The organism is Pseudomonas sp. MYb60, from assembly GCF_002979555.1.
In the GTDB taxonomy this organism is placed as follows: Bacteria; Pseudomonadota; Gammaproteobacteria; order Pseudomonadales; family Pseudomonadaceae; genus Aquipseudomonas.
In genome coordinates this window covers 27741-41267 of the sequence record NZ_PCOZ01000023.1, presented here as the reverse complement: position 1 = coordinate 41267, position 13527 = coordinate 27741, and the positions used below count along the sequence as shown (strand labels likewise).

The 13527-nt window shown below is 63.6% G+C and carries 10 protein-coding genes; all 10 read right to left on the bottom strand.

Annotated features, from left to right (window positions below):
- Window positions 1–2: 2 nt before the first annotated feature.
- The 10 genes from pgaC to CQ041_RS23805 all read right to left on the bottom strand — a co-directional run bounded on the left by pgaC (window position 3) and on the right by CQ041_RS23805 (window position 13466).
- Window positions 3–1343, bottom strand: a complete 1341-nt coding sequence (gene pgaC / locus CQ041_RS23850; RefSeq protein WP_105524838.1) for a poly-beta-1,6-N-acetyl-D-glucosamine synthase — start codon at window positions 1341–1343, stop codon at window positions 3–5.
- Between the two features lie 2 nt (window positions 1344–1345).
- Complete coding sequence (pgaB, locus tag CQ041_RS23845) at window positions 1346–3343, bottom strand: poly-beta-1,6-N-acetyl-D-glucosamine N-deacetylase PgaB (RefSeq protein WP_105524839.1); 1998 nt, start codon at window positions 3341–3343, stop codon at window positions 1346–1348.
- A 12-nt stretch (window positions 3344–3355) separates the two neighbouring features.
- Window positions 3356–5836, bottom strand: coding sequence for a poly-beta-1,6 N-acetyl-D-glucosamine export porin PgaA (pgaA, locus tag CQ041_RS23840; protein ID WP_105524840.1), 2481 nt, complete (start codon window positions 5834–5836; stop codon window positions 3356–3358).
- Between the two features lie 254 nt (window positions 5837–6090).
- Window positions 6091–7587: a YdgA family protein gene (locus CQ041_RS23835; protein WP_105524841.1), complete on the bottom strand. Its 1497-nt coding sequence runs from the start codon at window positions 7585–7587 to the stop codon at window positions 6091–6093.
- Between the two features lie 147 nt (window positions 7588–7734).
- Window positions 7735–8367 (bottom strand): NADH:ubiquinone oxidoreductase subunit N, encoded by a 633-nt coding sequence (locus CQ041_RS23830; RefSeq protein WP_105524842.1) that lies wholly within the window; start codon window positions 8365–8367, stop codon window positions 7735–7737.
- Between the two features lie 81 nt (window positions 8368–8448).
- A complete protein-coding gene (locus CQ041_RS23825; protein WP_105524843.1) occupies window positions 8449–9891 on the bottom strand; it encodes an efflux transporter outer membrane subunit in 1443 nt (480 codons plus the stop codon).
- Window positions 9888–10778, bottom strand: a complete 891-nt coding sequence (locus CQ041_RS23820; RefSeq protein WP_105524844.1) for an efflux RND transporter periplasmic adaptor subunit — start codon at window positions 10776–10778, stop codon at window positions 9888–9890. Before CQ041_RS23820 ends, CQ041_RS23825 begins: the two co-directional genes overlap by 4 nt.
- On the bottom strand, window positions 10775–10984 hold the full coding sequence (locus CQ041_RS23815; RefSeq protein ID WP_010214247.1) for a DUF1656 domain-containing protein: 210 nt from the start codon (window positions 10982–10984) through the stop codon (window positions 10775–10777). Before CQ041_RS23815 ends, CQ041_RS23820 begins: the two co-directional genes overlap by 4 nt.
- Window positions 10981–13059, bottom strand: coding sequence for an FUSC family protein (locus CQ041_RS23810; protein WP_105524845.1), 2079 nt, complete (start codon window positions 13057–13059; stop codon window positions 10981–10983). Before CQ041_RS23810 ends, CQ041_RS23815 begins: the two co-directional genes overlap by 4 nt.
- A complete protein-coding gene (locus CQ041_RS23805) occupies window positions 13056–13466 on the bottom strand; it encodes a MarR family winged helix-turn-helix transcriptional regulator (RefSeq protein WP_105524846.1) in 411 nt (136 codons plus the stop codon). Before CQ041_RS23805 ends, CQ041_RS23810 begins: the two co-directional genes overlap by 4 nt.
- Window positions 13467–13527: the final 61 nt, after the last annotated feature.

The window sequence follows — 13527 nt, the reverse complement described above, 5'->3', positions numbered from 1 at the left end:
GATCACGCCTCCTCTTCAACAGGTTTGATGCCGCGATCCGGGCTGACCCAGCGCGCGCGCTTCTGGTGCTGGTTGAACAGCACTTTGGGGAAGCTCACCAGGGTGGTGAACAGGCTGACCAGCCAGAACACCATCGGGTACCACACGGTCCAGAACAGGGTTTTCCACAGGTCTTTTTCGTAGCGCCGGTCGATCAGGATGCTCACCGCAAACTGCACCAGGCACACCATCGCCAGCACCAACCCGGTAAACGCCGGAGGCACCAGGGCATCCACGGTGATCGCCGGTGGCAACACCATGAATTTGCCCAGCACGTAGAAGATCACCGACAGCAGGAACGTGAACGCCCAACCGGTGGACAGGCAGTACTCGAACAGCAGCGGCCACAGGTAGCGATGGCGCCATTGCCAGATGCCGCGGATGTTCTTGAACAGCACTTCGGCGCCGCCCTGGGCCCAGCGCAGGCGCTGTCTCCACAGGCCACCGACGGTTTCGGGCATCAGGATCCAGCACAGCGCCCGTGGCTCGTAGAAGATGCTCCAGTGGTCGAGCTGCAGCTTCCAACTGACATCGATGTCCTCGGTGATCATGTCGGTGCTCCAGTAGTCGATGCGGTCCAGCGCCTTCTTGCGAAACGCCACCACCACACCGGACACCGTGAAGATCCGCCCGAACACCCGCTGGGTACGCTTGATCAGGCCGATGATCGACGAGAACTCGCCCACCTGCACCCGGCCGATCAGGGTCGAGCGCGTGCGGATGCGTGGGTTGCCGGTCACGGCGCCCAGGCGCGGGTTGTCGAGCATCGGTGCCACCATGTAGGCCGCCGCGTTTTTATCCAGCAGCGCGTCGCCGTCGATGCACACCAGGTACTCACTGCGCGCCGCCACGGCACCCATGCGCAAGGCCACGGCCTTGCCCTGGTTCTGCGCCAGGTGCAGCACCCGCAGGCGCGAGTCTTTCAGGGCCAGCGCATCGAGGATCGCGGCGGTGTTGTCGCTGGAGCCGTCGTTGACCGCGATCACTTCGATGTTCGGGTACACCTGGGCCAGCGCGGCCTCCATGGTGTCCGCGACGTTATCGCCTTCGTTGTAGCAAGGGATGATGATCGAGATCAGCGGGTTGCCGGCCAGTACCGGCGCCGGCGTATCGTCTTTCCACGGCCAGTGACGCTCCCAGTGCAGCCAGAAATACAGGCCGCCGGAGATCCACAACGCCGACATGAACAGCGGGTAGAAAAACACGAAGTCCATCAGGAACTGCCCGGTGACCAGGAAGATCAGGCCCAGGGGCACACCCAATACCAATGCCAGCACGAGTAACGCCAGGATTCTATCGAACATGGTCATGGATTCCATTGGTTGGAAAGGGCCGGACGTACCGTCTTCAGGTCCGGGGAGTTTTCCAGGAAGTTGTCCGGGTAGTAGCCAAAACTCGTGACACCCTGGCGCTTGAGCACACCCATCCATTCAGCCATCTGCTGGCCGTCGATGTCCGGCGCGGCCTTGGTCCGCCAGTCCTTGGCTTGCAGCTCGAAGATGGTTTTCTGCATCGCACCCGGGCGTGCCTTGACCGTAGCCACCAGCTTCTCCAGCCAGGCATTGGACGTCTTGAGCTCCTGGCCTTCCATCAGCGGCATCGCCATGGGCGCGGTCCAGTCATAGGTCTGCAGGAAGTCATCCAGGTTCTGCGCGAACCAGGCTTCGCTCTCGGGGTTGAGCATCGGCTCGGCAAAGATATTGCGCGCGGTCAGCACCGCCGGCCCACGGATGGCGCGGAACTTGGCGGTCAACTCCTTGGTGAAGTCGATCAGGTAGCGGCTCTTGAAGCGCGTCCAGCGGTGCATCACCGCCGGGTCAGCGCGCAGGGCGGCGATGCTGTCCGGCAGGCCGGCGGCGGCGTAGGCCTTGAGCGCAGCGGGGCTGGCGTCTTCGAAGTCCGAGAGCACCGCGTCGTCGTGGAACAAGATGCCATCGACGGCCGCATTGCGCGCCAGGTCTTCATAGATCTCGCCGACGATCTTGCGCACTTGCGGGTCGAACGGCGACAGGCGTTTGTACTGGTCTGGATCGACCCCCACCTTACCGGTTTCCGGGTCCCAACGGGTCACGCGGGGCAACTTGGCATCCAGGGCAAAGCTCATCACCGGCATCCACGCATACACGCTCGCATGGGCACGGGTGTGCAGTTGCCAAGAGACGCGGTTGAACAGGTCGGCGCGCATCGGCAGGTGGCGGTTGGGGAAGTACAGCGAGTGCACCAGGCCGTCGCCCACCGGGTCGGCAAAGGCTTGCAGGAACACCGTGCTCGCGCCCATGTCCACCACGCGCTGCACCAGTTGGTCGAGGTTGCGCGCCTGCTGGGCCGGGTCGGGGTCGTAGACGTTGTCCAGGTCCACGTGCAGCACCCGCAGAGGCACATGGGCCTGTTCGCCGACAATGCTGTTGGCAAAGTGCTCGCCATCCGGGTCGGATGCCACCAGGAAACGCGGGCTGTTGTTCAGGTCGCCGAGGCTGTCGAGGCCGTCTTCGAGGGTCAGCGCCATCTGGTAACCCTGTTCGTTCACCACCGCCAGCGAGGTGCCATCGGCGGCGCCGTAAGGCCACACCCAGACGCGCGGAGCCTTGCCGGTGACCGAGCGGATCTTGTGAGTGATCGCCGCCACGTCGGCACGCATACGCGCCTGGAACTGCGCTTCGGTTTCGTAGCGTTTCGTGGCCGGGTCATAGCGGCGCGTGGTCGCAGCCGGCTCCAGGTTGCCCTGGGGGTTGGCGAGGATACCGGTGTGATTGGCGTCAGTGTGCGCGGCGATTTCCACCAGGCCGGACTTGGACACTTCGCGAATCTGCTCCCACGTGAGGAAGTCACCCCGTGGGCGTGGCGTGCCGGCGAAATCCACCGGTTTGTTCAGCGGCGTATCGATCCAGCTGCCCACTGGCGCCAGCACGGCAGGCCAGTGATAGGCACGCAGAATCGGCATCACCCGGGTATAGAAGCTCGAATAGCCGTCGTCGAAGCTGAGCATGATGGCCTTGGGCGGTAGCGCCGGCCCACCGCTGCGGGCGGCGAGTATCTGATCGACGCTGACCGCCTGGTAGCCGTTTTCACGCAGCCAGGCCAATTGTTCGATCAAACGTTCGGTACGCACCGCTACCACGGTCTGATCGGGGTCGCGATCTTCGATATCGTGATAGGCAATGCCCAGGAAATGGTTTTTCGGCCACGGCGTTTCGTTGACCGGGATCGGCCGTTCGGCGGGTGGAGTGAAAGGTGCGGGCTGCTGGGCACAGGCACTGGCCAGCAAAACGCCCAGGATCAACAAGCAACGGCTGAGGACGGTCATGGTCAGGCTCTTCTAGAAACGGTAAGTGAGGTCGACGAGCAGACGCAGATCGCGTTCGCGATCGCCGTCGTAAGGTCGGCTGATCAAGCTCAGGTTGGCGCCGACTTCCAGGACGTCATTCCAGAAGAAGCGTTGGCCATAACCGATCAGGCCCATGCCACCCGTGGAGTAATCCTTCTGGCTGTAGGTACCCGCGCCGAGCTGGAACTGCTGGGTCCATAGCGTTTCGTAGCGGTGATAGAGCTGATGATTGACGGTGACCGTCGGCATGACGCTGAGGTCGGACTTCGGATTGAAGTACACCGTGTCTTCCTTGCTGTTACGGCTGGCGGCGACTTCCAGGCCCAGGTCCACTTGCACTTTCGGCGAGCTGTAGACGCCCTGGCGACCGGTGAGCAACGCTTCGAAACGGTCGTTGCCATCGCTGAAGTGCGACGGGCTGAGGGACAGTCTCCACTCGCGGCTTTCGTTGGCGCGCCAGCGCACAAACCCGCTACCGCCGTTGGCCGTGATGCCGGCATTCAGCGCCCGCAGCGGCGTGGTGGACAGCAAGTAGCCGAGGCTGCCGCCGTATTGCCAGTGGTCGTTGATGTCACGGGCGATCGACACGGCGGCGCCTTGCTTGCTGCCATCGCCGTAGGAATGATTGGAGATTTCCGCTTCCACGGTCATGTCGCGGGTGCGCCGCTCGACGCCGACACTTTGCCAACGGTGCTGGCCGGTGCCCTCTTCGAAATCGGCGCGGGCATAGCCGGCACCGGCGAACAGGCGCCAGTCTTCATCGATGGGCGGCGTGTAGAGGCGGCTTTCAATGCCCCAGTCACGACTGCCGGAGACGGCACCGGCATCGCCGTTGTTACCGCCGCCGAAGCTCTTGCCGGTGTAGGCCTCGACGCGCAGTTCGGCCATTTCATGCACGTTGCGCAGCCGATTCAAGCGCTGCACCTGGCGGCTGTCGGGGTTGCGGGCGACCACGTCATCGGTGAGCACGTCAAGCTGGCGCCACTCCTGCAGGTCCATGGCGGTGTAGGCCTGGCTGACTTCCAGGCCGATGTCGCGCGGGGCCTGGGCTTCGGTTTCCTTCAGTACGCCTTCGGCGCGCCGGGGCAAATCGCGGGCGCGGTACATGTCGGCCTGGGCCAGGCGCAGGCCGACGTTGCCAGGGGCCTTGGCCACCAGGGCTTCCAGGCCGGCTTCACTGCCAGCCAGGTTGCCGCCGTAGACACCGGACTGGGCCGACAGTTGCTGCGCGTCCATCCAGGAGTCGTTGGGGTTGCCCACCGGCAAGCCCTTGAGCTCGACTTTCGGCCTCTGGCTGCTGGCGAGGTTGCTGGCGACCTGGTTGGCCTCTGCGACGCGGTCGCTTTCCTGCAGGGCATAGTAGAGCGCGGTGGTGTCTTCGACCCGGTCGTCCGGCTCGGCGTCGGGTGCACTCAGCGCCTGGCGATACAACACCTCGGCCTGTTCGGGCTTGCGCTGATCCAGGTAGGACGCCGCCACCCAACGCACGGCGTAGGTCGGCAGTTGCACGCCTTCGCCCTTCAGGGTTTCGTATTCACGGATCACGTCGGCGGTGCGTGCCCGGGCCTTGAGGGCGCCCAGGCGATCGATGCGCCAACGCACCACGTCGTCACGGGCACTGGCGTCCGGGGTCCAGCGGGTGAGCAATGTGTCGTAGTTCTGCAGGGCGCGGTCGGCGATCACATAGCGCTCTTGCTCGGTGCGCGTGGCGAATTCGGCCATGCGCACCCGTTCGGCGGCGAGGTCGCCCTCGAGGCGGCGCTGGGTGACCGGGTCGAGCAGGCCAGGATGCTTGGCCGAGAGACGCAAGGCCGGCTCCGGCATCCGCACGTTCTGCAAGGCGACGATGTATTCACGCAGCACCTGCGGGTTATCACCGGCACGCAGAAAGGCCTGGTCGAATTCAAACAGCGCGTCGAACTTCTGGCCGGCGCGGGTCAGCGCGTAGCCCAGCGCCATGCGCCGGTTGGGGTCATCGGGCTTGGCCGCCACCAGTGCGCGGGTACGCTGCACGGCTTGGGCAGCCTGGCCACCGTCGGCCTGGGTCAGCGCCTGGCCCAATTGCAAATCGACGTTGTTGGGCTCACGCAATAACGCCCGGTTGTACACCGCCAGCGCCTGCGCCCATTGTTTCTGGTTGCGATAGGTGCGCGCCACCGTGGCCAGGGCCTGGGTGGTCAGGTTGCGGTGCTTGCCCAGGGTTTCATACACCTTGAGCACTTCGGCGTCTTGCCCGGCCCAGCCGGCAATGACCAGGTGATCGCTGATCTGCCCGGGCGTCTGGCGCTCGGCAGGCAGTTGGCGCAACTGGGTCAGTGCAGGGGTGAAGTTGCCGTTGCGCGCCTGGATGATCAGGGCGTCGTAGGCCGGGTCGGCAAAGGCCAGGGATGGCAACAGGAGTTGGCTGCATAACGCTGCCCCGACGAGCAGTCGCAACCGGCCTGATGCACTGAGTGGTAGGTTTCGCAACATATCGTGAGCTTCCTTACACACGGAAAGCGGTGACGATAGATGCTCCTGAGCAGATCGCGTCAGGGTGTCGGCGTCGCGTGACCCGACTGGGGCTTTCCTGTAGGGACTATCCCGGAGATGTGTATCAAAAAGGATAATTCAGAACATTTGTTCAGAATTGAAAAGCGGGGGGTTGCAGAGAAGATTGAAGGCTTGCGCAGAGGCACACAATCAACGTGGGAGGGGCACGCCCCTCCCACCGTTGAATCAACGGATTATTGAGCGCCGCTCATCGCGCCGATCTTGCCCATCACGAAGCCAATGAACTGTTCCACGGTCATCTTCTGGCCGTTGAACGTCACTTCATTGTTTGCGTAGTGCAGTTTGGAAACCACGTCGCTGCCTACCAGGGTCGCCAATTGCGTGCCCACGGCCATGCCGCTGACCATTTCGCTGGCCATCTGGGCTTGCTGCTCGATGGCTTTAGGATCGGTCACACCACCGGCCTGAGCCTGCAGGGCGGCAACGTCGGCGATCATCGGCTTGGACAGATTAACGTTCAGGTCCAGCAAGGCAATCATCTGCTTGCCCAGCTCCACCGGCGGCAGCTCCATGGACGACGGCTTGGTCAGGTCCACCAGCAGGTTGAGCTTGCTCTCGCCATGGGTGGTTTTCAGCGACAGATTTTCCAGCGCCACTTGCGGCTTGGCGGCCAGCAACTGGTTGACGTTGGCTTCAGCCAGGGCCTGCTCGGCTTCGGTCAGTTGCAGTTCCGGCACCGGTTGGCCAGCAGCCGCGGCGGCTTGCACTGGCTGCATCTTGTCCTGATACAGCTTGGTCAGCAGCAGGCCCGACGGTACGTCGATGTTCTTGACGCTCAAGGCCATGGCGGCCGAGCCGACAGGTTTACCCTGGTAGCCGATTTCGTCGATCTTGTAGTCGACGCGGCCGTTGAGGTTGTTGTCTTTGACGGCGCTGGTGTCTTTCTGCTCGAAGCCCTTGAGGGTCAGCACGGCTTTCTGTGGGCCGTAGGTGAGCTTGGCGTCGCTCAGTTCCACGGTGTTCTGCCCGGTGTAGAAGTCAAAGGTGGACTTCTCCAGGTTGCTGGCCACCGTCAGGCCGGCGAGGTCGATGTCCACGGGCGAGCCATTGCCATCGATCGCCGCGACCTTGAGGCTGTTCATGAAGCCGTCGACCTTGACCTTCTTGCCTTCGGCGGTGCTGTCGAAGTCCAGGTTGGCGCCGGAGAAGCTCACGGTGGCGGTCTCGTCCTTGAACTCCAGGGGCAGCAACTCGAGGTTGCCGGTGACCGAACGGCTGTAGCCGATATTGGCCACGCCCTTGAGCGGCGACTGGTCCTTGGCGGCGGCGAACCATTTTTCGGTGGTGGCGTTCTTTTCCAGCGCGTAGTGACTGGTGGCCATGACCGGCAGCCACTTCAGCGAGACCAGGCGCGAAAACGGCAGCGGGCCGTGTTCGATATGGTCGACAAACAGCAGTTCCGGGTTCGGGTTCTGCTCACCGAAGAACGAGCCCTGACCCTTGAGGCGATAGTGCGCGGTGCTGCTGAACAGGCCACGGTCCAGGGACACCAGTTCCAGGTCGAGGGTGCCATCGACACCGGCCATGGAACGATGCAGCTCCTTGTTGGCGTCCTGTACCGCCGTTTGCAGTACCGGCTCCAATTGCTTGCCGGTGTACCAGGCGCCGCCTGCACTGACGACACCTACGGCGACAACCAAACCCAAAAGAACAACTGCTGGCTTATTCATGAAGTGACCTGATCAAATCCTGTGAGAAGTGGGCTGTCTTCCTTGAACCCCGAAAGGTCGGCTCAAGCCCGCCAAAATGCGGGGGAAGATTAGCACTCGCGACCGAAAACGGCCCAGCTTTTCAGAGGGGCAAACGCCCGCAGGAGTTCAGGTGTATTCCAGCTCAATTTCATCCAGTTGGTGGTCAAAACTCTTCAGACGTGCCGTCCAGGTGTACACCAACACCTCGAACTCGCGGTGGATCACCGCGTTGCCGGGGGTGTCGGTCTTGGGGTCGCAGAAGTCCAGCTGGTAGCGCTCGCGGGCCATCTGCGTGGCGACGTCGGACAGTTCCCGCGCATTATTCAGCCAATGCCTACCATCGGCGACCTGCCGATCCAGCACCACACACTGCTTTTTCAGGACTTCGAGGCTTTTTTCCAGGGGCGTGCCGGTGAGGTCGCCCATGACCTCCTGGAAGGTGCGTCCCGGCTGCCAGTAGCTGCCCCAGAAATAACGGTCGAACACGGTTTCGACCCGGCGCAGCGCGACCTTGGTGTCCCAGATCGCCACGCGGGTCTTGCCTTGTTCCAGCAGCTTCTTCTTGATCCGGTGGTTCTGGTAGGACGCCCAGGCGACGACGCCAATGGACAGAGTGCCGATCACCAGGCAGGCGCTGTCGAGAAACACCAGGGCCTTGTCGATTTGGTGGGCGAGCATCACGCCGTAGAAGTAGGTCGCCGATAACAACACCAGTGCGAAGGACACGCACCAGAAAGCGGGAGCATAAGGGTTTTTCATTATTGGAATCCCCATGAGCAAACGCGAACGCTTACAGGCGGACCATCATGCACGTCCGCCTGTGAAAGCATAGCTATTCGCTCAGGGTTTGCTGGCCGGTGCTGCGTGCGTTCGTCCGCTTTCCCAACCGCCGCCCAAGGCCAGGAACAGGTCGATCTGGCTCATGGCAACCTGAGTGTTCGCCGCCGCCAGTTGCGCCCGTACATCGGTGTAGGTGCGGGTAGCTTGCAGGTCGGCCAGGAACGACGCGCGGCCGGCCTGGAAGAAGCGGTGGGTCTGGTCCGCCGCTTCCTTGGCCGACTCGCCGGCTTCATCCAAGGCGTCGCGGCGTTGCAGCTGCGCGGTGTATTGCGCCAGGCCGGTCTGGGTTTCTCGGATGGCGTTGAGCACCACCCCGTCAAAGTGCGCCAGGGCGCCCTGGGTCGCGGCTTCGGCTTCGTGGATGCGGGCACGGGCGCCGTTGGTCGGCACCGACCAACTGATCAACGGGCCGAACCCCCAGCGGTTGGTCGGCGCGGTACCCAGGTTGTCGAGGATACCCACGGTGCCGACGGTGGCACCGATGCTGATGTCGGGGTACAACGCGCCGGTCGCCACGCCGATTCGTGCGGTGGCCGCCGCCAGTTGACGTTCGGCCTGGCGTACATCGGGGCGCCGCTTGAGCAGTGCCGCGCCGTCGCCCACGGGCAATAATTGGGCGATCTGCGGCAGCTCGGCACAGGTGCTGGTGCCCGCCGGCAGTTGGTCCACCGGCTTGGCCAGCAGCATCGACAGGCGGAACAACCCGGCCTGGCGCGCCGCTTCATAGCGCGGCATGTCCGCCCGCAGGGATTTGTATTGGGTTTGCGAACGGGTCACCTGGGTTTCGTCGCCACGGCCGGCGTCACGCAGGCGCTGGGTGAGCTGGGTGCTTTGGGCTTGAAGCTCCAGGGACTCGTTGGCAATCGCCAGCTCTTCATTGGCCGCACACACCTGGGTGTAGGAACGCACCACGTCCGCCACCAGGGTGATGCGCGCGATATCCGCCGCGGCTTGCGCAGCGTCGGCGCTCGCTTGGGCACTTTCGATGCCGCGCTGCAAGGTGCCCCACAAGTCGAACTGGTAGGAGGTGCTGATGCCGACGCTGCCGATGTTGGCCACCGGCACTTTATCTTCGAGCAAAAACGCTTCGCCGGACTCTTGCAAGCGCTGGGCTTCAGCCTTGGCGCCGGCACTCCAGCCACCGGCAGATTCAGCCTGCTGCACCTGGTAGCGCGAGCGTTGCAGGTTGGCAGCGGCCACACGCAGGTCGGTGTTGGAGGCCATCGCCTGGCGCACCAGCTCATCCAGGCGCGGGTCTTTGTAGAGTTTCCACCAGTGCGCCGGCACCGGCGCCGACACCACGTTGCTGCCCTCGCCCGCCAGTTGGCCTTGCAGGTCGCCACGCTTGACGGCGGCCTGGTCTGGCAGCGTGTAGTCCGGGCCGACCATTTGGCAGGCCGACAGCATCAACCCCAGCGCGGCGGTGGCCAGCAGTCGTTTCATGGCTGCTCTCCGTCTTTGACCTTATCGCCGATGATCGACACAGTGGCCGTACGTCCGGCGATCATGCGGAAGTCTGGCGGCACATCGTCAAAGGCAATCCGCACCGGAATCCGTTGGGCCAGGCGCACCCAGCTGAACGCCGGGTTGACGTTGGGCAGCAGGTTGGAGCCGCTGCTGCGGTCACGGTCTTCGATGCCGGCGACGATACTCTGCACATGCCCACGCAGGCGGGCGTTGTCGCCGATCACGCGGATGTCCACGTCCATGCCGACGTGGATGCCGTCGAGCTTGGTTTCTTCGAAGTAGCCGTCGATGTGGAACGAGTTGCTGTCCACCACCGACAGCACCGGGCGCCCGGCGGTGACAAACTCCTGGTTGCGCGGCGCACGGTCGTTGACGTAGCCGTCTACCGGGCTGCGTACCACCGAGCGGTCGAGGTTGAGCTGGGCCGCATCCACCGCCACCTGCGCTTCGGCCAGGGCCGATTGGGCGCGGGCCACGCGGGACTGGCTTTCTTCCAGTTGCTCGCTGGGCACCAGGTTGCCGAGGCCACGGTTACGTTTGTATTCGCGACTGGCCTGGGCCAGTGTTTCCTGGCGGTCGGCCACGGCGGCCTGGGCCTGGCGCAGGGCCAGCTTGAAGCGGTCCTGGTCGACGGCAAACAGCACCTGGCCCTTGGTCACCAACTGGTTGTCACGCACGTCCACTTGCTGGATCAGCCCGGACACGTCCGGGGCAATCTGCACGATGTCGGCGCGGATGTGCCCGTCACGGGTCCAGGGTGCAAACATGTAATACATGACCATGCGCCACACCACGACGACCGCGAAACTCACGATCAACAAAGTCAGGACTACACGGCCGATGGTCAAAAAAGGTTTTTTCATGTCATCAGGTATCGACTGAGTGAGTCCACGGCGCCGAGCAACAGCGCGTAGAGCCCCACATTGAACAATGCCCGGTGCCAGACCAGGCGATAGAAGTGGAGCCGGGTCAACAACCCATGCACCACCAGGAACAACACATACGTAATGCCCATCAGCACCAGCAGCGTGGGCAGGAACACCCCGCTGATATCCAGATCACCGATCATAAAGGCGCTCCATCGGGTAGCGGCGCTTCCATCTCGGTGCCGCCAATGAATTCCACGCCAGGCAGCAACGCCAGGCGCAGGCCAGCCAGCGCGTGCAGCAGGTGCACGCGGGTGTCGTCTTCGTCTTGCAGGCCCTGGCCGTTGAGGGCACGGCGCGTGCGGTCCAGGGTCATCAACAGACCGCTCGGCGCGGGCAAGCGTTCACCGGCCTTGAGGCAGGCCTTGAAGTAACCGCCGACGCCTTCGACCACTTGATTGAGCAGCACCCTGGGCACGCCGAGGATACGTGGCGAGTAAGCCAGCAGGTCGAGCAGGTTCAGCGCCACGCGCAGGTCGCGCAGGGCCATGCCGGTGTCCTGGTTGGTGAGGGCCAGGCGCGGCAGGTGCTGCATCAGGCGGTCGAGCATTTGCGCGGCCATGTGCCGGTGTTCGGCGAGGGTCGCAGGTTCGGTGAGGCTGACGATGTCGCGCCAGCTAAAACGGGTCAGGCGCTTGGCCGCCAGCTCGGCGCCGAAGGGTCGTGCGATCAGCGTCCATACGAAGGCGAACAACAGCCCCACCGGCCCGGCCAGGTTGACGTTGGCGAAGCTGAGGAAGTCCGCGTCGTATGCACCCTGGATGCTGATGAACGACGAGGTGTTCACCAGCGTCAGCAGCATGCCCAGGTAGAAACGCGGCTGCACCGTGAGCGTGCCGATGCAGATGAACGGCACCGCAAACGCCAGCACCAGCATGGGGAAATCGTGCAGGTTGGGCAGCACGAGGAACAGATAGAGGCTGGCGAACAACACCGACATGGCGGTCCAGAAAAAGAACCGGTAGATCTGTGGCGCCGGGTCGTCCATCGTCGCAAAAAAGCTGCAGGCCACGGCAGCCAGGATCACTGCGCTGCCGCCGTCGGTCCAGCCCAGCAAGATCCACAGCACCGACGCGACGATGATCGCGGAGACGGTGGAAAACGCCGAATAGAACATCAGGCCACGGTCGAGAAACGGCGTGAGCCGGCCCAGGCGCCAGTGGCGATAGACGGCGCGCCAGGTGTCCTGGCTCTCGCATTGGATGGCGGCTTGCAGGCTGCGGCAGTCTTGCCACAGGTCGATCCATTCGCCGAGGCGGTACAGCGCGTTGGAAAACACCAGGGTGTGGCGGTCGTCCAGCGCTTCGCCAACCGGTTGCTGGGCGTCGACCTGGTCGCGCAGGGCGCGCCAGTTTTCCAGCGATGGGTTATGTTGCGTACTGTCCAGCCATTGGTTGGCGGCTTCGAGCAGCGGCGTGATCTTTTCCAGGTACTCCGGAGCACGATGCTCGACGGCGTACAGCGCGTCATCGAGGGCATCCACCACCGGCAACAGATGGATCATGCGCCCACGCAGCTCCTTGGTGTTGCGTACTGTCTGCGGCCGCGCGCCCTCATGGGGCAACTGGCCAATCATCAATTCCAGGGTGTTGAAGGTGGCCACCATGCCGCCGCGCAAGGTGCTGACTTCTTCCGGCGAGACAGTGCGGCTGAGAAAGCGCTGGCTGTAGACCTGCGCGTCGGCAAACCACTTGGCCACCGAGCCGTCGAACACCGGCATCAGCCGGCGTGGCCAGAACATCGCCCCCACCACCGCTGCCACGGCAATGCCGAGGAAGATCTCTTCGGTGCGCGCCTGCGCTACATCCCACACGGCCAAGGGGTTATCCACCACCGGCAGGGCGATCAGCGGCAAGGTGTAGCCGGCCAGCATCAGCGCGTAGTTGTTGGCGGTGCGCAAGTGCATGGACAAAAACAACAGCGTGCCCGTCCACAGGGCGATCACCACCACCAGCAAGTAGGGCGACTGCACGAACATCGGCACGAACAACACCGCCGCCGCCGCGCCCATCAGGGTACCGATGGCGCGGTACAGCGCCTTGGAACTGGTGGGGCCGACGAACGGGCTGGAGACGATATACACCGTGGCCATCGCCCAATAGGGACGCGGCATTTGCATGAGCATGGCGATGTACAGGGCGATCATCGACGCCGCGAAGGTGCGCACGCCGTAGAACCAGTCGCGGGCGGGCGGAAAACCCGTCATAAACCCGTTCAAAGCGTCGCCGCCTCAAAGGCGCGCAGTACGCGCAGCGCGGCCTCCATATCGCTGGGGGCCAGGTCGGCAAGGACTTCCTTGCGCAGGCGCACCAGTTGCACTTCCACCGCTTGCACCAGCTCGCGGCCGCGTTCGGTGAGGCTCAGGGCCTTGGCACGACGGTCGTGGGCGTCTTCGGTGCGGCACACGTAACCGCCGTTGCACAGCTGGTCCAACAGGCGTACCAGGGAAGGGCTTTCCATCCCGGAGGCCTGGGCCACCTTGACCTGATGCACTCCGTCGCCCAGGCGGCCGATCATCAACAGCGGCACGGCGCAGGCTTCGGAAATACCGAAACTCACCAGCGTGGTCTGGCAGATTTTGCGCCAGTTGCGGGCGCCCACCACCATGCTGCTGCTGAGGTTCATCTGAAGTTGTTCGAGGGATTGGGACACTGGATAGTTCGCATACAGTTAGTTTGCTAACTAT